Below are 20,853 nucleotides of genomic sequence, written 5' to 3'. Positions count from 1 at the left end.
CTACACCATCACCGATGGCGACGACGATAGCGCGAGCACGACCCTGACCATCACCATCAACGGCGCCGATGACGGCGTGGTGATCAACGGGCTTGGTGTGGTCGGCGGCGAAGTGGTGGTTGACGAGGACGACCTTGCCGACGGCTCTTCGCCCGATGCGGCGGCGCTGACCCGCACCGGCAGCTTCACGATCGACAGCCCCGATGGGCTGGCAACGGTCACGATTGGCGGGGTCACGGTGTTCGAGAACGGCGCGTTCGTGCCCGGCCAGACCATCGACACGGCGGCAGGCCTGCTCACCATCACCGGGTTCACGCCGGTTACCATTGCTGGCGGCACTGTGATCGGCGGGACGATCAGCTATTCCTACCTGCTCGAAGACAACACCGCGCACCCGGACGGCGACGGCGAGAACAGCGTGTTCGACAGCTTCACCGTGGTGGTCACCGATACCGATGGCTCCGATGCCAATGCCAGCCTTGACGTGCGGATCATCGATGATGTGCCGCTTGCCATCGGGGGAATAAGCACCGGGACTGTCGACGAGGATGGTCTTCCCGGCGGCATACCCGGCGGCATCGGCGACGTTCCGGGTGAGGCGCTAACTGCCACAGGTTCCGCCGCTGGTCTGTTCAATTTCGGTGCGGATGGGCAAGGCAGCTTTGGCTTTATCAGCAGCGCGCAAGTGCAAGCCGCATTGGAAGCCCAGAGCCTGTCCTCTGGTGGTATCGACCTTGCCTATGACGTAACCGGCAACACCATTACTGCGACCCAGGGCGTGGGCGGAGCAGATATATTCTCCTTTACGCTCGACGCCGACACAGGTTCTTGGACATTCACGCTGAGTGGGCCGCTCGACCACGCGCCGGGCGGGGATGAGAATGACTTGACCATCCAGTTTGGCGGCTTGATCCAGGCAACCGATGGGGATGGTGACGTCGCGGTGTCCACCGGGGTCGTTGCCGTTACTATCGATGATGACACGCCGGTGGCGGTCGTTCCTGCAGCCGCCAGCATGGCCAATATCATGGGCGCGTTGGGTGTGTTCAGCCTCGATACGGTTAACGGCAACGTCGACGACAACCTTGGTGCTGATGGCCGGGGCGGCGTGGTGTTCACTTCCGCAACGATCACTGCGCTTGCCGGTCAGTCGCTCACATCGGGCCTTGCGCCGATCACATACTCGCTCAGCGGCGACGGAAGAACACTCTTCGCAAACAAGTCGACCGACGGAACCGAGGTTTTCCGCATCACGCTCGAGCCGAGCGGTGCCGAAGACCAATACGTTGTCCAGATCAGCCAGCCGATCGATTCGATAACCAATATCGACTTCAATGATGCTGGTTTGGATTTCGTCGGCGGCAATGGTTCGTGGGCTGGTTTTACCCAACCGGGTGACAATGACAGCCGCGATCTTTTGCTCACGCCCGTCGGCGGCGGCACGGTCAATACCAATGCGAATGAGGGCGGTATTGCGGGGGGCAACTCGGTCGGTTCGGGCGAGGCGATGCGTGTCGATTATGTCATCGATCTGGTCGGAAACCCGGTGCCGGGTGGTGACTTCAACGACGGCGATGACACGCAGAACTTTGATGGCCACTATACTGTCAATGGCGCTTCGGCGCTCTTTACTGCGATCAACAATGCTTCGACCGTTCGGATTTCCGCTTTTGACGACAATGACAGCGGAACGGTACGGAATGTCGGCGACGGCCTGCCAGACCCGATCACGAGTATCGCGATTTCGTTCAACGGGCAGACTAACACGATCAGCGCGAGCGGCGCGATTACCATTGGCGGACGCCTGTTCACCGTTACATTCAATAATGGTGTCGTCGATGTAGCAGGGGTTGGAGATAACACCCGGATCGCCGCCTTTACGGCTGACGGTTTCAACAGCATCGAATGGGGCTGGGTGGGCGGTAACACGTTCAAGATCGGCGACTTCGGCGCTTCGGTGGCTACCGATACTCCGGTAAGCTTCTTTGTGCCGGTATCCGTGATCGACGGTGACGGTGATATCGTCAGCTCCGTCAATCTTGATGTTACCGTGAACCCGGTCTCCCCCATGCTGGCGCTTGATCTGGACGGGGATGGGGTTGAGTTCGTCGGCACCGAAGCCGGAGTGGCATTTGATCTTGATGGCGACGGGATCGCAGAAGCGACCGCCTGGGTCGGCGCGAATGACGGCATTCTGGTTCGTGATGCCAACGGCAATAACCAGGTCGATGGCGCAGCTGAAATCGTGTTCGGCAACAATATGCAGGATGCTTTGGCGGCGCTGTCGGCTTTCGACACGGCCGGTATCGCGGGCGCTCTGGATCCGGCCGATCCGATCTGGGCCAGCCTGAGGGTTTGGCAGGATGCCAACCAGAATGGTGTGGTCGATAACGGTGAACTGCTTACGCTTCCATCGCTGGGCATCACGTCGATCGCGACTTCGGATGACAATATCCGCTCTTCGGAAGCCAATGGTGAGGTGGTGGTGCAAGGCACAGCAACCTTCACGGCGAATGGCACGGGCACGTTGGCCGCAGGAACCTATGACCTTGCCAATGCGCTGGTTGACCCGATCCAGGATGCTGGCGCAGCCAGCGGAGAAGCCAGCGCGGTCGGTGTTGCAACCTTGCCCTTCGCAATCCATGACCAGTCGTCCAGCAACACTGTCTCTTCAGCGATCGAGCAGCGCTTGGCCGCAAGCACGGTGAACTATGCGGCACTGGCCGGTATGCTGGTGGGGCTGCCGGTGTCTGCCGCAGCTCAGGTGGACATTGACCATTCGCTCGGCACCCGCCTTGCAAGCGATCCAGCGATCCAGATGGTCAGCGACAGTCTGGCGTTGGCTGGCGGCTCCGGCCTTGCTGACTTTGGTGTCGACGCGCTTTTGGGCGGCGATGGCACGGCGGTGGCCTCGGTCAGTTCTGCTGGCTCGCGGTCGACCCTTGATGCAGCGACGCAATTCGGCTCGAACCCGTTGGAGTTTTCCGGCGAAGTGGTGGATGCAGCACCGCTGCAGCTTTCGACCATTGAGCATGAGCCCCTTGCGACTGAGGTCTTCGCTGAAGGCCCGGGCGCATCGGATCATGGCATGATGGAAGCCCTGCTGCTGCTTGGCGGTGAACAGGCTGCCCTGCCCGGGGACATCGATCCGAACTTGGCCGGTCTGCTTGGAGAAGGGCTCGCGCAGCAAACTTTGAGTGATGCGCTTGGCGGCAGTTTTGTCGACCTCGTGATCGACCAGTTTGTCGATAGTGGTAGCAACGACAATATCACGCATGAGGCGGTGAACACCGATCATCTGGTCAGCCTGTTGTCTGCAGACCTATCCGGGCCGACCTTGGCTTCGGTTTCGGTGCCCGACACATCTATGGTCGACGAAGCCGCACAACTTGCGCTAATGCACGGTTAACAGACGGAACTAAAAGGGGGGACGTTCACATGCGACTCGCGAGACTGGCGCTGACATCGGCGACTGCTTACATTGTTTTGGCCGGGGGGGCTGTGAGCGCCCAAACGACCAACGCTTCCGAGCTTGGGGCGCTGGAGGGTGGCGCTCTCGTCAATGAACTGACGAATCGTTACGATGCGGCGTTAGCCGCCTCGCTCGATGATCGCCTGACGTCAGCGAATGACAGCCGCCATCTTTGGGCGCTTGAGGCCAAGGTGCAATGCGGGATCGCGTTGGGCTACATGAAGTCTTCGACCCGCGACGAAGCGAGCATCAGCAAGTGCGCGCGGGCGTATGATCTGATGAACCGCACGCCGCGTGCCCCTGCGGCGCGACCCGCTCCCCCGCCGCCCCCGCCGCCAAGCCGCCCGAATTTCTGCACAGATGCCGGGTTGGTGACAGTCTTTTTCGAGTTCGATTCGACTGAACTTCAGGCCGATTCAATGTCCATTCTGGATTCGGCATCACAGCAGGCCAATGCGTGCGGATGGACCGCTCTTGCCGTCGTCGGCCACACTGATCAGGCGGGCAGTGACCAGTATAATCTGGCCTTGTCGCAGCAACGGGCTGACGTTGTCGCAGCGGCGCTGCGGTCAAAAGTGGCTGCGGGGACAGTCATCAACGTAGATGCCAAAGGCGAGGCGAATCCGCGCGTGCCGTTAGCCGACGGAACGCGCAGTCCGGAAAATCGCCGCGTCGAGATTACAGCGAAATAACTGGGGGGAATGGCAGAGATGAAAACCGCAAGAAACATCGCCATCGCCATAGCTTTGACGACGTGTTCGTCTGTAGCAATGGCACAGAGCGAGGCAGGCCCGGTATCGTTGCAGGAGGCAATTGAATCCGCGGTCGCATCTAATCCTGAGATTTCCCAGGCTCAGATGAATACCGAAGCCATTCAATTCGAACGGGAACAGGCGCAATCGCTCTATTTCCCCACGATTGATGTAGAAGCATCGGCAGGCGCGCGCAGGCTTGAGAACCAGACCCGCAGGGCGCTTGGGATTGCCGATGACTGGCTCAATCCGCTTGAAGCGCAAGTCAGAGGGGATTGGACCATACTCGATTTCGGGCGTCGCCGCGGCGAATTGTTGCGGCAGGCTGCGCGGGTGGATGGCGCATCGTTGCGGGTGCTTGAGCGGTCGGAATTCATCGCTCTGCAAGTGTCGCGTCAATATCTGAACATCCTTTTGCAGGAACGCATCGTCGCCGCAGCCACGGACAATGTTGTGTTTCATGAGCAAATGACCGGCAGTTTGCAGCAAGGCGTTTCCCAAGGCTCGATCAGCGTGGCTGATTTACAGCAGGCCGAAGAACGTCTGCAGGGGGCGATAGTCCTGAAGACCCAAGCCGAAGAAGATCTGACCAACGCCCAGACCGCTCTCAAGCGGCTGACCGGCCTCGACATCACGCGCGCGAACTTTCCACCGTCCCTCGCACAGAACCTACCCGGCAGTCAGGAAATAGCGATTGGTCAGGCGCGCACTGCCAATCCGCTTGTGCGTGAAGCGCAGGCAGATGTGGATGCCGCCAACGCAATGGTTACTTCGGCCCGTGGCGAACTTGCCCCGAGGGTTGGTGTTGATGTGACCGGCCGGATCGGCGATGACATTGACGGTTTCAGAGGCGAAACCAATGACATCCAGGGGCGGGTGTATATTCGCTGGCAGATGTTCGATGGTGGTCGCCGCGCAGCGCAGGTTCAGGAAATGGTCCGCAGATCAAGCGAGGCGCGTTTCCGCCTGCATGACCGGGTTCGCCAGGCGGAAGAAGACGTTCGCAACGCGTGGACGGCGATGACAACGCAGAAAACGGTGTTCGGTGCGTTGGAACGCCAAGCGCAGGTCAGTGATGACGTGCTCCTTTCCTACCGTAGCCAGTTCAACATCGGGCGGCGGTCATTGCTTGACGTGCTTGATGCGCAAAACACCCGGTTCAACACGCAGGTTCGCCGCGAAACGGCGCGCTTCTCCGAGCTGTTCGCACAATATCAAGTATTGGCGGCAACGAATAATTTCCTCAGCGCGCTTAGTATCGCACCCGGTACGGGAGCCGGGGCCGCAGAACGCGATCGTTTTGATTATGGGCCCTCGCGTCCGGCGGAATTACAGCGACGTCGCTATCCTGAATAGGAGCATAAGCTCCGGAGTATCAGAGTGCAGTACTCACAAGAGTTCACAGAGGCATCCGAGCGGGATCCACTGATCCTTGCGATTGTCCGGGTGGCGATGCATTTCGGCACCCCAGATCCCAGAGTGCTGTTCAATGCGCTTCCACGGGACGAGTCCGGCGCGCTGCCATTTCATCAGGCAAGCGCAGCGCTTGACCTCGCTGGTTTCAATCACGAGGCTTCGACCGCGCGGCGGCTGCCAAGACAGCCTGATGCCTACCCGCTCATTGCGCGTATGCAGGACAATTCGGTTATCGCGCTGCTAGAACTATCAGCAGACGATGTTTTGACCTTTGCCGATGACGCGAGCGAGCCAGTCTGGACGCCTCTTTCCGGGTTCGACAGCGCGTTTTCAGGCGAATTCATCAGTGTCGTGGCGAACCCCGACGCGCTTCGTGCCAAGGATGCGCCGTGGCATGCGAAAGGTCGCAATCACTGGTTCTGGTCCGAGCTGCGCAAGGAGCGCAAGGCCTTTCGATCGGTATTGCTGGCATCGCTGCTGATCAACATGCTGGCGTTGTCGCTCCCCCTGTTCTCAATGAATGTGTATGACCGGGTCATCCCGAACAGGGCAGAATCCTCGCTTTGGGTTCTGGCTTCGGGCGTTGCGCTCGCCTTTCTGCTGGAATTTGCGCTCCGGACAGCGCGAACCAACGTCGTCGACGAGATCGGCCGACGTTTGGACATCAACCTTTCCCAGAAGCTGTTCTCAAGAATATTGTCGACCCCGATGAATGAGCGGCGGGGCAGCACCGGTGCGCTTGCTGCCCGGGTCAATGAATATACTCTGGTTCGCGAATTCTTTGCGTCGACCACGGTGGTTCTGGTTGTTGACCTCGCGTTTCTGGCCCTGTTTATCGCGGTCATTGCCTACATCGCAGGGTGGCTCGCGTTGGTTCCGTTGGCCGCGCTCGTCATCATGGCGATCGCCGGAATGATCTTGCAGCGCAAGGTGATCGACGCTGCCCGCGATGCACAATCCGATGCGGGGCTCCAGCAAACAGTTCTGGTTGAATCGGTTGCGGGAATGGAAACCCTCAAGAGCATCGCCGGGGAACGTCGGCTGCTCGGCAAGTGGCAGTCCCTGTCCCGGATCGGTAGCCAATCGCAGTTGCGGCTGCGGCAGATCTCATCAAGGGCGGTCGCGCTTGCTTCGTCATTCCAGCAAGTTTCGAGCGTTTCGCTCGTCGTGGGCGGATATTACCTGTTCGCTGCGGGCGAGATCACCATGGGCGCGATCATTGCAATCGTCATGCTGTCATCGCGATCGCTTGCTCCGGCCGGCCAGATCGCGTTCCTGCTGACGCGCGGTCGGCAGGCACGCGAAGCGCTCGATTCGATCGAGGTGATGTTCGCCGCAGCCGACGAACGAAAGCAAGGCAGCATCAGCCTGCCTCCATCGCAGCGAGACGGGTATCGCATTGCCCTCGAAGATGTGTCCTTCGCCTATCCCGGCAGCGAAATCGCCAGCATCAGCAACATCAATCTCACGATCGAGCCGGGCGAGCGCATCGCCATTGTCGGACGCGTTGCTTCGGGCAAATCCACCTTGGGCCGCCTGTTGTGCGGGCTTTATCCGCCAACCGATGGCGCGATCAGGATCGAGGGGATCGACAGCCGCCAGTTCTACCCTGCAGAGTTGCGGCGCAATTTCCGCTTTGTTGGTCAGGATGCCAACCTTTTTACGGGCAGCATCCGTGAAAATATCGCCCTCGGATCGCCGGGGGCCTCGGATGCAGATATCATCAACGCGCTGGTCAAAACCGGGGCTGATGGCTTCCTGACCCGCGACGCTGCGGGGTTTGACCGCGAAGTGGGCGAGCAGGGACGCACATTGTCGGGCGGGCAACGCGCATTTCTGGCATTGTCACGCGCCTTCATGAGCCCGTTCGAAATGCTCTACCTCGATGAACCCACAGGCGCGATGGATTCTCATACCGAGGCGATGCTGGTCGAGAAGTTGAAATCCGCACTATCGAAAAAGCAGACCCTGATTGTGGCCACGCACCGCCCGGCCCTGTTCGATATCTGCGACCGGATCATCGTCCTCAACGAAGGCAGGGTGGTTGCAGACGGGCCGAAGGCTGAAATCCTCAAAAACCTGCGCGCCAGGGTGGAAGCGTGATGCCGGGACTGCCTAGGATCGCGCCACTGCGGCTTGGCTCAGGCCCGCTGAAAGCGACCGGCGTGGCAGCTTTGCTCATGCTGCTGGCCGCGCCCAGTTTGCCGACCGCGTCTGATAGTTCAGTGGGCGCCAATAATGCGCTCTCAGCCATGCCTGCCGGATTGGCGCGCGATCTTGAAAAGCTGACTGTGCAGCCATCAGCCCTGATCGACACGGGCACGTATAGCGCAGAGGAGCGCAATGCCCTGATCCCGTTCGTCACCACGTCTGCCGGGTTTGCCAAGCCATTCCGGGCTGGGGCGGCAGGCGCGGCAACCTACAAGACCGCACTGCATTGCCTGACAGAGGCGATCTATTACGAGGCTGCCAACGAAAGCCCGGCTGGCAAACGCGCCGTGGCGCAGGTCATTCTCAACCGGGTCACCCACCCTGCCTACCCCTCGTCGGTCTGCGGTGTGGTCTATCAGGGGTGGTCAGAGCCAGTCTGCCAGTTCAGTTACACGTGTGACGGCTCGCTTGCGCGCCGTCCGGTCGGCCACCTTTGGCGCCAATCGGCTAACGTAGCCGAAGCGGCCCTGACCGGGCACGTGGAAAAGGCCGTGGGAACCGCGACGCACTATCATGCCGATTATGTTTTGCCTTATTGGGCGTACCGCCTTGAAAAGGTTCATGTCGAAGGGCGGCACATCTTCTATCGTTTCCCCGGGCGCGCAGGCGATGCCACGCGGTTTTCGGCGCGTTGGACTGGCAGCGAGCATTATCCAACCTTCGATCCAAGGCGCTTCGCCGCCTATGATGAAGGTCAGGAAGGCGAACTGCCGTCGGCCTTGCCGCAGCATTTGCAGCGCAGCCCAACCGAACGGCGCGCGGATAATGATGTCGGTGGACGCATGGATCCCGCCGTGGGCTGGACGCTTTCGATTCCCGATCCGGTTGCCGCCAGCAAGACATTGCAGTCCACGCTTGAACAACAGCGATCCGAGGCTGCCCTGCCGCGAGTAATCACAGCTTCGGGAAGCCAACTGCCATGAATCTGGTGCAACGCTTTGAAGTTCTGGATGCGAACCGCAAGCTGATCATCGTTTCGGCGGCGGCGCTGTTTCTGCTGATCGTCTGGAGCAGCCTTGCCGAGGTCGACGAAGTCACTCGGGGCATGGGCAAGGTGATCCCATCCAGTCAGGCGCAGCTTGTTCAACCCGCAGAGCCGTCAGTTGTGGCGGACATACTGGTGCGCAGCGGGGAGCTGGTCAAACAGGGCCAACTCCTTGTCCGACTGGACGACAGTATGGCGGCCTCCGAACTGGGCCAGCTCCAGACAGAAAACGTAAGGCTTGAGGCAAAGGCCGCCCGGCTTGAGGGCGAAGCGAGCGGCTCTGTGATGGGGTGTGAGCCGGGGTCGGTGTGTGCCGAAGAACAACAGCTTCAACGCGCACGGCTGGCCGCGGCGCGCAGCCGCGAGGCGTCACTCTCGGCGGCCATCGAACAGCGTCGGCGCGACCTTCGCGAAGCGCAAGAGACCGCCGCTTCACTCCAGCAAAGCGTCAGGCTGGCGCAGGAACAGGTGCGGATGCTTGAGCCGCTGGCGGCGCAGGGCATCGTTCCCCGCACCGAATTGCTGACCGCCCAAAGGGAACTGGTCGACGTGCGAGGAAGGCTTGCGGCCGCGCAGCAGGCAGCCGGGCGCGCGTCAGCATCAATTCGCGAGGCGCAGGCCGATTTTCAGTCAGCGCGTCTCGATTTTCAGGAGCAGGCGTTGAATGAACGCAGTGAGGTTGAAACCCGGATCGCGGTCAACGAGGAAAGCATCCGCGGAGCATCGGCCCGGCGCAACCGGAACGAACTGCGCTCGCCAGCAGCGGGGATCGTCAACGATCTGCAGATCACGACCAAAGGCGGCTTCGTAAGCGCGGGCGAAACGATCATGCAGATCGTCCCTGTTGGCGACCGCTTGCTGGTCGAAGCGCGGGTCAGCCCGCGTGACATCGGCTTTGTCGCGGCAGGAGACCCCGCCAATGTCAAAGTCACAGCCTATGACTTTGCCACTTACGGGGGGCTGGCAGGCAAGGTTGTCGAGATTTCAGCCGACAGCATTTATGACGAAGTGGAACGCGAAAGCTACTATCGCGTCCTGATCGAAACTGATCGCAGCTTTGTTGAAAAGAACGGCCAGAAATTTTCGATTGTCCCCGGAATGATGACCGACGTGGAAATCATAACCGGTTCAAAAAGCATTCTTTCCTATCTGTTAAAGCCGGTCGCGCGGGCATTCGATACGGCATTGTCAGAAAAATAGGCAATGCGCCTGACTGCCAATGTCTGGCCGGCATCGGGCCGGGCGGTATAACCGTGGAGCCACGATGACCGCTCACTGAAGCTCATTTTCGCAGAATATTCATGGGAATTATCGGCCAGCAGAACCTGATCGGATTGGTTGTCGAGCAGATAGTGTGAACCGTTCAGCTTGACGATCAGCACGGCGTGTTCGCGTCGACGCACGGCATCCCAGACCAAGGTCAGATAAAGCGACTCCGGATCGAAACCCGCATTGACCAGAAACTGGTATTTCAGGATCGCAAAATCCTCGCAGTCGCCCTTGCGCCGACGCAGGGTCTCATTCGCCGTGGCCCAGTAATCCGATTGGCCGTAGATGGCCTGATCTTCGGCATAATCGACGTTCTGGTTTACCCACGCATTGACCTTTGTGACATGATCGAGGTCAGATGCCAGTCGGTCCCTCTGGAGGTATTCGGTCGCCGATACCGACGCGCTCTTTCGTGAAACGCGCCGCCAGACACGGTCGAGCGGCGTGCTACCGATCAAGACACGCGAACTGCCGAGAAATTCTCCGGATGCCTGCGCCCTCGTCATCGAAGGTTCAATCAGCGCCGTCGGAGCGAAGGCCCCTAGCGGACAAGGCAACATTGTCGTCATCGCTGCGGGCTGCGCCTGATCGGGTGAATAGGACACGCTGGTTGCGGTGGCACCACCCTGCTGCGCGCTGATGAGGTCAAGCGCACTGGGCTGACCGCCAAGAATGGCCGATGACTTCCCGCTCTCAAGGCCCTCAGCGCCCGTCGGGAGCGGCATGGAAAGCTGGTTGGTGCATCCGAACAAGGCGCCGACGGCTGCCGACGAGAAATACGCATGGGCCGGAGCCGGATTGATGCCCGCCAACAGCGAGGCCACCCCGATCCATCCGGGGAGCCTGAAGTGGTGCCAGCATATCTTCTTCGCCGTCTGCATTCAGAAGGCGTAAGGGCGACCGATATAAGATGAGGTCGCGATAATTGGTTAATGGGGGGGCAACCAACATCCCGTAGTTGATGCGACTTTTCGGCCACTGGGGACTGCCCGGAGTGGCCTGATCCTAGGACTGTTTGCGGAAAAGGATCGTGTTTTTGCTTGGGAAATCAACCTCCCAGCCGCGATCCTGTGCGATCCGTTCCATCGTCACTGGCCGATAGAACGTCACGTGGGTCGGATCGCGGCGGTAATGCCACGTGGCGAAATTGACCTGCGGATATTCAAGCCCTGTCATGATGGCGAGGATTCCGCCGCGACGCAGTAGCTGCTCCATCTTGTCGAATTCGCGGCCCGGATCATGAAAGTGCTCGGCCGTTTCGCAGCAGAAAACGAAATCATAGTCGCGTTCAAGCGCAGCCTCGTCGGGCACGAAGAAGGGGTCATAAAGGGTCACGTTGAAGCCCGCTTCAATCAGCATGGCCGCTCCGGCAGGGCCTTCACCGCACCCGTAGTCCAGACCCTCAGCGCCCGCAGCAAGACGTTCGATCAGGGGCGCGACAAGTCGCCCGACGAATTGCCGATAATTCGGATCGCTCGCATCATTCTCATGAAGTTCATATTGCGACCGTTCGACATCGCTGGTTGGGAGGCCTTCCCATGCAACGAAAGTCCCCTCGCAACGCCGACACTGGAAATAGGCGCGATCGGTAACATCCACGCGGGGATAGGCCATGCCGCCGTCGCAGATCCGGCACGCCGTGGATGGCGCCGCATTCCCGCAAAGCAGTGACTCATGGTTCAATTGGAGGGCCTCAGTTAATTTGCCGACCGCAGCGACGATATTTGAATGGAAGGCCCGGATTTGAATGGAGGGTCTGGGGCTGGGCTTGACCCCCGTTAGACCCGCGCAGGTTACTTCCAGCCCCACGCTGGCGGCGGCAGGGCAATCGGCTGGGTAAGATCGAACTCGACCCGGAAATGCCGTTCCGCCGGGGCGCCCCCGGCAACCGTCCGGCGCAGTTGATAGGCATAGGTCGCGCCCGCCGTCCCCGCCGGATCAACCTCGACCGTCCAGACATTGGTGACCGATGCGGCGAGGCCTCCGCGGGTAAACAGCGCGATGGATTCGGCATCCACCGGGAAGGTTTGCGCGCGCGCTGTGCCGCGGGCCGCAGTGTCGCCGCCATACATCGTCACCGCATCGTGCGAGCCATCCGCGTGGCGGTGATCGTGCTTTAACCGCAGGCCGCCAGCATCGTTGCGGGTGATCAGCCAAGTGCGCGACCGATCCCATGTGCCATCGGCGTTCTCGACGTGGAACGGAACCGCAATCCCGGTGTCGCTGCATTCTGTCACCGCCATCACCATCGCCCGTCCGGCAAGGCCGGAGTCGGCGGCATCGGCTGTCACCATCCGCCCGGCATAGGCCTTGCCGCAATGGCTTTCCAAGGCGGCCCAGAAGCGGGTTTGCGGGTCGACCGAATCGGGAGCGCTGGATGCGGCGCACCCTGCCAGCAACAGCACGCCGCAGGCGGCCCAGCGGCCACGGTGGAGGGGTTGAAAGCAAACGGGGTGAGGCATGGTCATGCGGGGAGCCCTAGCATAAAACGCAGCCTGGTCACTGCCGTTCAGGCGCTATTCCTCCTCGCCAACGATCCCATCGGCGCGAGGCGTGGTGCGGCGGTCGGCACCGGAACGCCGGTCGGCCTTGCGGCGATCGGGGCCATCAAAAGGCTGCTGCGATTTGCGCCGGTCTGCCTGCCGCCGTCCGTCGCCGGATGATGCAGGCGAATTACTGGTGCCCCGCGCTCCGGAATTTTCGTCGCTCATGCCCATGTCTCCTGAGGCCAAGCCCGGATTATCCGATGCCATCACCCCTCGTTGAACTAGATGATTCAAACATTACAGCGGAATGAAAGTAACACTGACTCGATGAAATTCCTAGCATTGCGCGTCAGCTTGCCAGATCGCGCAGCAAGTCGCTTGGCCCCGCGCCGCCAAACCGCTAGGGCGCGCGGCGACAAGCCGATTGGCCACAGAACTGGAACGCCGGTGACTGACACAAATGACCACCTTCGGGCAGACGCCCCTGATCTCGCCAAGGCAGAAGTGCTGATCGAAGCGCTGCCCTATTTCCAGCGCTATGCCGGGCGCACTTTCGTGGTGAAATATGGCGGCCACGCGATGGGCGATCCTGCCGCCGCGCGCGATTTTGCCGAGGATATCGTGCTGCTGAAGGCGGTCGGCATCAACCCGGTGGTGGTGCATGGCGGCGGGCCGCAGATCGGTCAGATGCTCGCCCGGTTGGGGGTGGAAAGCACCTTTGTCGATGGCTTGCGCGTCACCGATGAAGCGACCGCCAAGATCGCCGAAATGGTGCTTTCTGGCGGGATCAACAAGGAGCTTGTCAGCTGGATTGCGGCTGCAGGCGGCAAGGCGATCGGGATATCGGGCAAGGACGGCGGGCTGGTCACAGCGCGCAAAGTTACCCGCACCACCCGCGATCCCGAAAGCCTGATCGAACAGGTGGTCGACCTCGGCTTCGTGGGCGAGCCTGCTTATGTCGATACCACCATCATCGACACCGCTGTGGCCGCCGGGATGATCCCGGTGATTGCCCCGATCGCAGCCGGCGAGGACGGGGCGACCTATAATATCAACGCCGATACGATGGCGGGCGCGATTGCAGCGGCGCTGGGCGCGGCGCGGTTGTTTCTACTCACCGATGTGGCGGGCGTACTGGATGGCGAAGGCAAGCTGCTGACCGATCTCACCCCCGCAGACATCAACCGCCTGCGCGCAGACGGCGTGATTCACGGCGGGATGGTGCCCAAACTGGAAACCTGCATCAACGCGGTCGAAGCCGGGTGCGAAGCGGCGGTGGTGCTTGATGGTCGGGTGGGTCATGCGATGCTGCTCGAATTCTTCACAGCCCGCGGGGCCGGCACGCTGGTGCGCGCCTGAGCGGGAACACAATTGTGGCGCGAGGCGTATTAAGACGCTAATACGCCTATAAGGGACATCACAGGGTGGCGCACCCCGCCGCCCCGGCAATGGAAACGGATCACAATGCAAGGACTGGCCGTACTCGTCGATATCATCGTGATGCTCACCAATGTGCTGGTGATGCTGATCATTATCCAATTCGTGATCGGGCTGCTGTTCGCCTTTAACGTGGTGAGCCCGAGCAATGAGTTCCTTCGGCAGGTATATGACTCGATCAACCGGTTGCTGGAACCCGTGCTTCGCCCGATCCGCAACATCATGCCCAATACCGGCGCGATCGACTTTTCGCCGCTGGTGCTGATCCTTGGCCTGCAGATTCTCACGCGGGTGCTGATCGGCGTTGCCGGGGCCTATTGATGCCCGAAGCCGCGCTTATCGACGGCAAGGCGTTTGCCGAAACCCTGCGCGCGCGCATTGGCGTGGGGGCGAGCGCGTTTGCGCAGGCCACCGGACGGCGTCCGGGCCTAGCAGTGGTGCTGGTGGGCGAAGACCCTGCCAGCCAGGTCTATGTTGGCGCAAAAGGCAAGGCGTGTGACGCCGCCGGAATGGCCAGTTTCGAACATCGCCTGCCTGCCGACACCAGCGAAGCCGCGCTGCTATCGCTGATCGAACGGCTCAATCAGGATGAGGCGGTGGACGGCATTCTGGTGCAGATGCCTCTGCCAAATGGCCTCGATGAACAGGCGATCATCGCCGCGATCAACCCGGACAAGGACGTTGACGGCTTCCACGTCATCAACGCCGGGCGGCTTGCCGTGGGGCAGGCGGGCTTCATCCCCTGCACGCCGCTGGGCTGCATGATGCTGCTGAAAGACCGGCTCGGCGATCTGTCTGGGCTGGATGCGGTGGTGATCGGTCGGTCGAACATCGTCGGCAAGCCGATGGCGCAGTTGCTGGTGGACGCCAACGCCACCGTGACTATCGCGCATAGCCGCACCAAAAACCTGCCCAATATCGTGCGCCGCGCTGATATTGTGGTGGCTGCGGTGGGCCGCCCGGAAATGATCCGGGCTGACTGGATCAAGCCGGGAGCAACCGTGATCGATGTCGGCATCAACCGCCTGCCCCCCGAACCGGGCAAGGACCGGGGCAAGCTGGTCGGCGATGTCGCCTTTGCCGAGGCGCGTGAAGTCGCCGGTGCGATTACTCCGGTGCCGGGCGGGGTTGGGCCGATGACGATTGCGGTGCTGTTGAGAAATACCTTGGTTGCAGCCCACGCCCATGCCGGGCTTGCACCGCCGGAGGGCTTATGAGGCGCGCGGGTTACCTTCTATTGCTGGGGGCAGCGGCGCTGGCCCTGACCGCCTGCGCGAGCGGCGGACAGAAACCAAGCGACCGCACCGTAGCTTTGATCAACCGCGCACTGGCCACCGCCCCCGGCGCCGCGCAGCCAAGCACGATCGTGGCCACCGAAATCGCCTTTTCCCGCGCCGCACGCGAAAACGGACAGTGGACCGCGTTTCGCATGTTCGCGGCCCCCGGCGCGCTGCTCCACGGTGAAAACGGCCCCTTCGCAATCGAGCCCTGGCTCGCCACGCAAACCGATCCGCCTACCGCAGTGCAGTGGGAACCGCGCGCGGTGGTGATCAGCTGCGATGGGGCGGTCGCCGTCAGCCACGGACGCATCACCACGCCCGAGGGCAAGGTCGGCAATTTTCTGACCGTGTGGGAACGCCAGAGCGGCGGCGATTATCGCTACATCTTCGATGTCGGCGGACTCGATGTGCCGCAGCCCCCGCCGCGCAAACCGGTTGAGGATGGCGATATCGTCGTCACCTCGATTGATGCGGTGCAGGGCCTTGTCGCTTCATGCCCGCGCCGTGATGCCGCGATCCCGCCGCCGCCCGCGATCCCCGTGGGCGATGAAGGCAAGGCCGATGCCCGCCTGTCGCGCGACGGCACCTTGCGTTGGCGCTGGGAACACCGCGATGATGGCACCCGGTTTGCCGCTGCCGACTATTTCTATCAGGGTCGTTGGCTCACCGCGTTTGAGCAAAACCTTGCGCCGACAAGCGGAGAGTGATGGTGCTGACCGAGTTGTTCTTCTCCGCCTTTGTCACCTTCTTCGTGGTGATCGACCCGCCGGGGTGCGCGCCGATCTATGCCGGGCTGACCAAGGGCGCGAGCGCTAGCCAAGCACGCAGCATGGCGCTGCGGGCGACGGTGATTGCGTCGCTGATCCTGCTGCTGTTTGCGCTGTTCGGCCAGCAATTGCTGGCCGCGCTGCATATTGAACTGGATTCATTCCGCATCGCAGGCGGGCTGATGCTGTTTTTCATCGCGTTTGACATGGTATTCGAAAAACGCACCCAGCGCCGCGAGGAACGCGCCGAAAAAGTCGCCGCCTCACCAGAGATTGAGGATGTCTCGGTGTTTCCGATGGCCATGCCGATGTTGGCCGGGCCGGGCGCGATCGCAGCGGTGATGCTGCTGATGAACGAGGCGGACGGGCTGGCACAATCGTTCGAAGTGCTCGGCGCGCTCGCAGCGGTGCTGGTGATTACCGGAGCGGCGCTGGTCGCGGCAGGCCCGCTGATCCGGCTGCTGGGCGATAAGGTCGAAGCCGTGATCACCCGCCTGCTCGGCGTGTTGCTGGCCGCGCTGGCGGCGCAATATGTGATCGACGGGCTGAAAGGCAGCTTCGGTTTGTGACGGGTTGATGTTGCGCTGACCAAAGCGAAGGGGGGATATTTCCGCCCCCGGCCTTGCCCTTGCCCGCGCCATCGGGAATCCCATCGCGGATGGCGATTCTTTCGGACAAATGGATCCGCGCACAGGCGCAGGAACACGGCATGATCGAACCCTTCGTCGAAGCCCAGCGGCGTGACGGGGTGATCTCCTACGGCCTATCGTCTTACGGATATGACGCAAGGGTGGCGCCGGAGTTCAAGATCTTCACCAATGTCAATTCGTCGGTGGTCGATCCCAAGGCGTTCGATCCCGATAGCTTTGTCGACCGCGAAACCGATGTTTGCATCATTCCGCCCAACAGCTTTGCCCTGGCCCGCACCGTCGAATATTTCCGTGTGCCCGAAGATGTGCTGGTGATCTGCCTCGGCAAGAGCACCTATGCGCGCTGCGGGATCATTGTGAATGTGACGCCGCTGGAGCCGGGCTGGGAAGGGCACGTCACGCTCGAATTTTCGAACACCACCCCGCTGCCTGCCAAAATCTATGCCAATGAAGGCGCGTGCCAGTTCCTGTTTCTGCAGGGCAACGAACGCTGCGAGACCAGTTATAAAGACCGTGCGGGCAAATATATGGGCCAGCGCGGAGTGACGTTGCCGCGATTGTAACCCTTCACGTCATGCCAGCGCAAGCTGGCATCTCGGGCGGAAATGCGGCATTAATCCACTTGAGGTTCCAGCCTTCGCTGGAATGACCGTTTCAAGAGGGATCATATGGCCACCCGCGAATTCGACATCATCGTTTACGGTGCCACCGGTTATACTGGGCGGCTCGTCGCTGAATATCTCGCCCACCATTATGGCAGCCGCGCTGATGGCCCGAAATGGGCAATGGCGGGGCGCAACCTTGCCAAGCTTGAGGAAGTGCGCGACCTGATTGGTGCGCCTGCCACCACCCCGCTGGTGGTCGCCAATGCCGATGACAGCGCCGATCTCGAAGCGATGTGCGCGCGCACCAAGGTGGTGCTGAGCACGGTCGGCCCTTATCAGCTTTATGGTGACAAGCTGGTGGCCGCCTGTGTTGCCACTGGCACCGATTACGCCGATCTGTGCGGCGAACCGGCATGGATGGCGCAGAAAATCGCCGAGCATCAGGCCGCCGCCGAAGCCAGCGGCGCGCGCATCTGTTTTTCCAGCGGGTTCGATTCGATCCCCTTCGATCTTGGCGTGTTGATGACGCAGAAGGCCTGCGTCGAACGCTTCGACAAGCCTGCCCCGCGCATCCGGGGGCGGGTGCGGGCGATGCAGGGGACGTTTTCGGGTGGCACCGCGGCCAGCCTCGGCGCGACGATGAAGGCGGCGGCCAAAAGTCCCTCGATCATCAACGTGCTGCGCAATCCGTTCGCGCTGACGCCGGGGTTTGAAGGGCCGGATCAGCCTTCGGGCATGATCCCCAGCCACGAGGAGGATCTCGGCAAATGGGCCGCGCCGTTCGTGATGGCGCCGATCAACACCAAGAACGTGCACCGCACCAACTTCCTGCTTGGCCACCCTTACGGCACCGATTTCAAGTATGACGAGATGATGCTGACCAGCCCCGGAGAAGCGGGCAAGGCAGCGGCCAATGCGGCGTTGGAATTCATGAAAAACCCGTTCGGTGCCAAGCCGCCCAAGCCCGGCGAGGGTCCGACCAAGGAAGAACGCGAAAACGGCTTCTACGATGTCGTGTTCGTGGCCGATATGGCGGATGGCGGGCGGCTGCAATATGGCGTGAAGGGGCGCTATGATCCGGGCTATGGTTCAACCAGCCGGATGCTGAGCGAGACCGGGATCGCGCTGCTTTCCTGCGCCAAACCGGGCGGGATCGGCACGCCCGGCGCATTTCTGGGCGAAGATCTGGTCAAGCGGCTGGAAGATCACGCCGAACTGACCTTCGCGGTTGAAAGCTGAGATGGTGAGCCCCCGCCTGCGCGGGGGACTCACAACAGGGCTCAGAAGCTCAGGCGAACACTCGCGCGGAAGTTGCGGCCCACCAACGGGACAAACTCCTTGGTGAAGCTCGCGTGGCGGCGGCCGGTCACGTCGAAGATATTGTCGGCCGCGACTTGCACCGTGACGTTCTTGTTATCCGCCAGGGGTCGCCATGCGATCAGCGCGTTGACCAGCGTGAAACTGTCAGTTGGGGTTTCAAACGTGGTCACCCGGTTCTGTCGGTCAAACCACTGCACTTCGCCGCGCACGTCGAACGCTGTCGTTTGCGCTTCCAACGCGCCAAGCAAGCTCAGCGGCGGGATGCGCGGTATAGCCGTATCATCGGCCAGTTCCGCTCTGACATAGGATGCGCGGAGATCGGTCAGCAGACGGAAGCTTCCGGTATCGATCACCGGATAGGACAGGTCGGCTTCGATCCCGTAAAAGTCTGCATTCTGCTGCAGGTATTCGAACACCGGCAGATCATCTTCCTCCTCGCCGGTTTCGTTGAGAAAGATGTAGTCGTTAAACCACTGGCGGAATGCGGTCAGGCTGAATGTGCCCGCCCCGATATTGCCGCGCGCATAGGCTTCCAGCCCCCACGCGCTTTCGGTCTTGAGGTCAGGGTTGCCGATTTCGAACGCCTGCGTGGCGATGTGCGGGCCGTCAGCGAACAGTTCTTCGGCGCTCGGCGCACGTTCGGCGCGCGAACCATTCAGGCCGATGCGGACGCCCTCAACGCCTTCGTAAACCACGCCAAGCGCGCCCGAAAAGGTGTCAAAATTCTGTTTGATGCCCAGCGTCTGGGCTTCGACATTGGTGAACTCGCCGCGCGCGGCAGCTTCGATCTGGAATGGGCCGGTGCCAAATTCCTGCAAGGTGAACACTGCCAGCTGATCTGTCAGGTTGGGCGGAACATAGGCCTCTTCGCCTTGGGCGAAGAAATCGCGGTGCATGAACTGGACTCCGGTTGACCCACGCAGCAGACTTTGGGCGTTCTGCACCAGTTCGGCGCGTGCTTCGATGCTGGTGGAATCGAAGGTGGTTCCGATGTCGGCCCCTTCAAACTCGGTATGGGTGTAATCGGAATAGCCGACCCGCAATTTCAGCCGCTCGACCGCGCCTTCGCCAAGGTAGATGTCGCCTTTGAAGTCGGCGCGGAATTGTTCGAGGCCGATGGTGACAAACGCATCCCCTTCCGCTCCGCCGGGTCGGGTGGGAACGCCGTAATCGGTGTCGTAGTATCCGATTGATGCGCCAAACGTGCTGTCACCAAGGATCAGGCCAAGCCCACCATTGAGCGTCCAGCTTTCCATCGCGGTATTGGCCACGCGGTCTCGTTGACCAGCAGCGTCGCGCAGCGCCGCCGCTTCATCAAGCGCGCCGTCATCTTCCTGCGCGGCGGCGTCAGCAAGCAGATCAGCGCGCAGGGCGTTGGATACCTGAAACCCGCCGATCTCTATGTCGCCCGATTTGCGCCACGAACCGTCGACATGCAGCACCAGGTTCGAGCTGACACCGACATCGAGCGAGGCTGCGCCGGTGCGCATATTGGTCGCGCTATCGATACCGCCCAGCGCATCGAGGTGGAACGCTTCATCCGGCATCCTGGTCGGGATGCGCTTGTCGATCACATTCACCGCGCCGCCAATCGCCTGGCTGCCGTAAAGCAGCACCGCCGCGCCGCGCAGCACTTCGATGCGTTCAACCGTGATCGGATCAATGGTGGTGGCGTGATCGGCAGAGGTGTTTGAGACATCTGACGTGCCGATCCCGTCGACCAGCACGCGCACGCGCTCACCCTGCTGGCCGCGCAAAACGGGGCGTGAGGCGCCGGGGGCAAAGCTGGTGGCAGACACGCCGGGGACCTTGGACAGCAGATCGCCGATCTGGCCGGTCACCATATCGCGCTGAATGTCGCCGATCTCGAGCACGCTGGTGCCTGCCAGCAAGTCGAGTTCTTTGAGGCCCGAAGCGCTGACGATGATGTTGCCGGTTTCATCGGTCTGGCGATTGTGGACGTCATCCTCGATCTTGGCACCGGCTGGTGTGCTGGTCGCGGGCTGCTGTTCAGCTTGCGCGGTTTCTGCCAGCGCCGGGGCGGCGATAGTATCCGCGCAGAGAACGGCGGCGAGGGCGAGGTGGGATGAGGCAAGGCGGTTCTTGCGATTGATCATGGGGGTCCCGTTGCTTTAATGAGATAACGTATCACGCACTTAAAGTGATGTGTTGCGAATGCAAGCGGAAATGCCGCAAATGCTGA

At 61.3% G+C, this 20,853-nt stretch carries 19 protein-coding genes; 14 read left to right on the top strand and 5 right to left on the bottom strand.

Features of this window, described 5'->3' with window-relative positions; genetic code table 11:
- From ABIE62_RS05020 to ABIE62_RS04995, 6 genes are all read left to right on the top strand, one after another.
- Positions 1-3,409 (top strand): beta strand repeat-containing protein (locus tag ABIE62_RS05020; RefSeq protein ID WP_354324084.1); only part of this gene is annotated, 3,409 nt, incomplete at its 5' end.
- Positions 3,410-3,501: 92 nt separating this feature from the next.
- Positions 3,502-4,164, top strand: coding sequence for an OmpA family protein (locus ABIE62_RS05015; RefSeq protein WP_354324082.1), 663 nt, complete (start codon positions 3,502-3,504; stop codon positions 4,162-4,164).
- Positions 4,165-4,182: 18 nt separating this feature from the next.
- Positions 4,183-5,580 carry a TolC family protein gene (locus ABIE62_RS05010; RefSeq protein WP_354324080.1) on the top strand — a complete coding sequence of 466 codons (1,398 nt, stop codon included), beginning with the start codon at positions 4,183-4,185 and terminating at the stop codon, positions 5,578-5,580.
- A gap of 24 nt (positions 5,581-5,604) precedes the next feature.
- Positions 5,605-7,743, top strand: a complete 2,139-nt coding sequence (locus ABIE62_RS05005) for a type I secretion system permease/ATPase (protein ID WP_354324079.1) — start codon at positions 5,605-5,607, stop codon at positions 7,741-7,743.
- Positions 7,743-8,774, top strand: a complete 1,032-nt coding sequence (locus ABIE62_RS05000; protein ID WP_354324077.1) for a cell wall hydrolase — start codon at positions 7,743-7,745, stop codon at positions 8,772-8,774. Before ABIE62_RS05005 ends, ABIE62_RS05000 begins: the two co-directional genes overlap by 1 nt.
- A complete protein-coding gene (locus ABIE62_RS04995) occupies positions 8,771-10,036 on the top strand; it encodes an HlyD family type I secretion periplasmic adaptor subunit (protein WP_354324075.1) in 1,266 nt (421 codons plus the stop codon). The genes ABIE62_RS05000 and ABIE62_RS04995 overlap by 4 nt, the downstream gene beginning before the upstream one ends.
- Here the strand turns inward: ABIE62_RS04995 and ABIE62_RS04990 are convergent.
- Positions 9,982-10,830: a transglutaminase-like cysteine peptidase gene (locus ABIE62_RS04990; RefSeq protein ID WP_354324073.1), complete on the bottom strand. Its 849-nt coding sequence runs from the start codon at positions 10,828-10,830 to the stop codon at positions 9,982-9,984. The genes ABIE62_RS04995 and ABIE62_RS04990 overlap by 55 nt on opposite strands.
- On the opposite strand from ABIE62_RS04990, the gene ABIE62_RS04985 reads away from it, so the two are divergent.
- A complete protein-coding gene (locus tag ABIE62_RS04985) occupies positions 10,829-10,999 on the top strand; it encodes a hypothetical protein (protein ID WP_354324072.1) in 171 nt (56 codons plus the stop codon). The two genes, ABIE62_RS04990 and ABIE62_RS04985, sit on opposite strands and share 2 nt — an antisense overlap.
- A 111-nt stretch (positions 11,000-11,110) precedes the next feature.
- Here the strand turns inward: ABIE62_RS04985 and ABIE62_RS04980 are convergent, their stop codons facing one another.
- The 3 genes from ABIE62_RS04980 to ABIE62_RS04970 all read right to left on the bottom strand — a co-directional run bounded on the left by ABIE62_RS04980 (position 11,111) and on the right by ABIE62_RS04970 (position 12,816).
- Positions 11,111-11,719 (bottom strand): class I SAM-dependent methyltransferase, encoded by a 609-nt coding sequence (locus ABIE62_RS04980; RefSeq protein ID WP_354324070.1) that lies wholly within the window; start codon positions 11,717-11,719, stop codon positions 11,111-11,113.
- A 179-nt stretch (positions 11,720-11,898) separates the two neighbouring features.
- Positions 11,899-12,573: a hypothetical protein gene (locus ABIE62_RS04975; protein WP_354324068.1), complete on the bottom strand. Its 675-nt coding sequence runs from the start codon at positions 12,571-12,573 to the stop codon at positions 11,899-11,901.
- 48 nt (positions 12,574-12,621) lie between these two features.
- On the bottom strand, positions 12,622-12,816 hold the full coding sequence (locus ABIE62_RS04970; RefSeq protein ID WP_354324066.1) for a hypothetical protein: 195 nt from the start codon (positions 12,814-12,816) through the stop codon (positions 12,622-12,624).
- A 222-nt stretch (positions 12,817-13,038) separates the two neighbouring features.
- On the opposite strand from ABIE62_RS04970, the gene argB reads away from it, so the two are divergent.
- From argB to ABIE62_RS04935, 7 genes are all read left to right on the top strand, one after another.
- Positions 13,039-13,950: an acetylglutamate kinase gene (argB, locus tag ABIE62_RS04965; RefSeq protein ID WP_354324064.1), complete on the top strand. Its 912-nt coding sequence runs from the start codon at positions 13,039-13,041 to the stop codon at positions 13,948-13,950.
- Positions 13,951-14,055: 105 nt separating this feature from the next.
- Positions 14,056-14,349: a YggT family protein gene (locus ABIE62_RS04960; RefSeq protein ID WP_354324062.1), complete on the top strand. Its 294-nt coding sequence runs from the start codon at positions 14,056-14,058 to the stop codon at positions 14,347-14,349.
- On the top strand, positions 14,349-15,245 hold the full coding sequence (gene folD, locus ABIE62_RS04955) for a bifunctional methylenetetrahydrofolate dehydrogenase/methenyltetrahydrofolate cyclohydrolase FolD (RefSeq protein WP_354324060.1): 897 nt from the start codon (positions 14,349-14,351) through the stop codon (positions 15,243-15,245). Before ABIE62_RS04960 ends, folD begins: the two co-directional genes overlap by 1 nt.
- Positions 15,242-16,015 carry a Cif family virulence factor gene (locus ABIE62_RS04950; RefSeq protein ID WP_354324058.1) on the top strand — a complete coding sequence of 258 codons (774 nt, stop codon included), beginning with the start codon at positions 15,242-15,244 and terminating at the stop codon, positions 16,013-16,015. The genes folD and ABIE62_RS04950 overlap by 4 nt, the downstream gene beginning before the upstream one ends.
- 5 nt (positions 16,016-16,020) lie before the next feature.
- Complete coding sequence (locus tag ABIE62_RS04945; RefSeq protein ID WP_354324106.1) at positions 16,021-16,644, top strand: MarC family protein; 624 nt, start codon at positions 16,021-16,023, stop codon at positions 16,642-16,644.
- 89 nt (positions 16,645-16,733) lie between these two features.
- Complete coding sequence (dcd, locus tag ABIE62_RS04940) at positions 16,734-17,288, top strand: dCTP deaminase (protein ID WP_354324056.1); 555 nt, start codon at positions 16,734-16,736, stop codon at positions 17,286-17,288.
- A gap of 105 nt (positions 17,289-17,393) precedes the next feature.
- On the top strand, positions 17,394-18,569 hold the full coding sequence (locus tag ABIE62_RS04935; RefSeq protein ID WP_354324055.1) for a saccharopine dehydrogenase family protein: 1,176 nt from the start codon (positions 17,394-17,396) through the stop codon (positions 18,567-18,569).
- Positions 18,570-18,610: 41 nt separating this feature from the next.
- On the opposite strand, the gene ABIE62_RS04930 is transcribed toward ABIE62_RS04935, so the two are convergent.
- Positions 18,611-20,767: a TonB-dependent receptor gene (locus ABIE62_RS04930; RefSeq protein ID WP_354324053.1), complete on the bottom strand. Its 2,157-nt coding sequence runs from the start codon at positions 20,765-20,767 to the stop codon at positions 18,611-18,613.
- Positions 20,768-20,853: the final 86 nt, after the last annotated feature.

The sequence above is a fragment of the Porphyrobacter sp. MBR-155 genome, from assembly GCF_040547625.1.
GTDB lineage: Bacteria > Pseudomonadota > Alphaproteobacteria > Sphingomonadales > Sphingomonadaceae > Erythrobacter.
The sequence above is the reverse complement of the archived record's forward strand: the minus strand, read 5'-3'. Positions and strand labels throughout refer to the sequence as shown.

Excerpts from the sequence above, each read along its gene's own strand:
- ABIE62_RS05010 (WP_354324080.1), top strand. The coding sequence starts at position 4,183 with ATGAAAACCGCAAGAAACATCGCCATCGCCATAGCTTTGACGACGTGT.
- ABIE62_RS05000 (WP_354324077.1), top strand. The coding sequence starts at position 7,743 with ATGCCGGGACTGCCTAGGATCGCGCCACTGCGGCTTGGCTCAGGCCCG.
- ABIE62_RS04995 (WP_354324075.1), top strand. The coding sequence starts at position 8,771 with ATGAATCTGGTGCAACGCTTTGAAGTTCTGGATGCGAACCGCAAGCTG.
- ABIE62_RS04985 (WP_354324072.1), top strand. The coding sequence starts at position 10,829 with ATGGAAAGCTGGTTGGTGCATCCGAACAAGGCGCCGACGGCTGCCGAC.
- ABIE62_RS04990 (WP_354324073.1), bottom strand. The coding sequence starts at position 10,830 with ATGCCGCTCCCGACGGGCGCTGAGGGCCTTGAGAGCGGGAAGTCATCG.
- ABIE62_RS04980 (WP_354324070.1), bottom strand. The coding sequence starts at position 11,719 with ATGGCCTATCCCCGCGTGGATGTTACCGATCGCGCCTATTTCCAGTGT.
- ABIE62_RS04975 (WP_354324068.1), bottom strand. The coding sequence starts at position 12,573 with ATGACCATGCCTCACCCCGTTTGCTTTCAACCCCTCCACCGTGGCCGC.
- ABIE62_RS04970 (WP_354324066.1), bottom strand. The coding sequence starts at position 12,816 with ATGAGCGACGAAAATTCCGGAGCGCGGGGCACCAGTAATTCGCCTGCA.
- ABIE62_RS04960 (WP_354324062.1), top strand. The coding sequence starts at position 14,056 with ATGCAAGGACTGGCCGTACTCGTCGATATCATCGTGATGCTCACCAAT.
- folD (WP_354324060.1), top strand. The coding sequence starts at position 14,349 with ATGCCCGAAGCCGCGCTTATCGACGGCAAGGCGTTTGCCGAAACCCTG.
- ABIE62_RS04950 (WP_354324058.1), top strand. The coding sequence starts at position 15,242 with ATGAGGCGCGCGGGTTACCTTCTATTGCTGGGGGCAGCGGCGCTGGCC.
- dcd (WP_354324056.1), top strand. The coding sequence starts at position 16,734 with ATGGCGATTCTTTCGGACAAATGGATCCGCGCACAGGCGCAGGAACAC.
- ABIE62_RS04935 (WP_354324055.1), top strand. The coding sequence starts at position 17,394 with ATGGCCACCCGCGAATTCGACATCATCGTTTACGGTGCCACCGGTTAT.
- ABIE62_RS04930 (WP_354324053.1), bottom strand. The coding sequence starts at position 20,767 with ATGATCAATCGCAAGAACCGCCTTGCCTCATCCCACCTCGCCCTCGCC.